The 497-nt window shown below is 45.1% G+C and carries 1 protein-coding gene; it reads right to left on the bottom strand.

What is annotated here, in order from left to right:
- The coding region (locus tag JaK3_RS05750; RefSeq protein WP_150114215.1) for an AMP-binding protein at positions 1-497 on the bottom strand (497 nt) is incomplete at both ends.

The raw sequence follows: 497 nt of genomic DNA, 5'->3' as shown, positions 1-497 counted from the left end.
TAATGGCGTGCTCATCGTAGCGCATACCGTAGTTTCAGTGGGGCCGTATGCGTTAATCATACGACGCCCATCAGCAAAGCGCTCAACTAAAGATGGTGAGCAGGCTTCGCCGGCAACTACTATTGTTTTCAATGGCGATATCTCGTTACCTTCAATGACTGCTAGTAGAGCTGGGGGAATAGTTGCATGTGTTACAGAGTACTTATTAATGGTATTTGTTAGTTCTACTGCTTTTGCAGCTCCACCGGAGATATTTGGCAAAACTAATATTGCACCCGCACCAAATGTTGTAATGATTTCGGAGACGCTTGCATCAAAAGCTTGAGAGGCAAATTGAAGCACTTTGCTAGATTGATCTATTGCAAAAGTGTGTATTTGTGCATTTGCTAAGTTAATTGTTCCCGCATGTGCAATACCCACCCCCTTCGGTGTTCCTGTACTGCCGGAGGTGTAGATCACATATGCAAGATGCTCAGGCAGTAATGGCCTAATGCGCT

Origin of the sequence: Polynucleobacter yangtzensis (genome assembly GCF_001595965.1) — a bacterium.
Taxonomy (GTDB): Bacteria; Pseudomonadota; Gammaproteobacteria; order Burkholderiales; family Burkholderiaceae; genus Polynucleobacter; species Polynucleobacter yangtzensis.
Note: the sequence above shows the minus strand (reverse complement) of the source record. Positions and strands in the feature narration are given on the sequence as shown.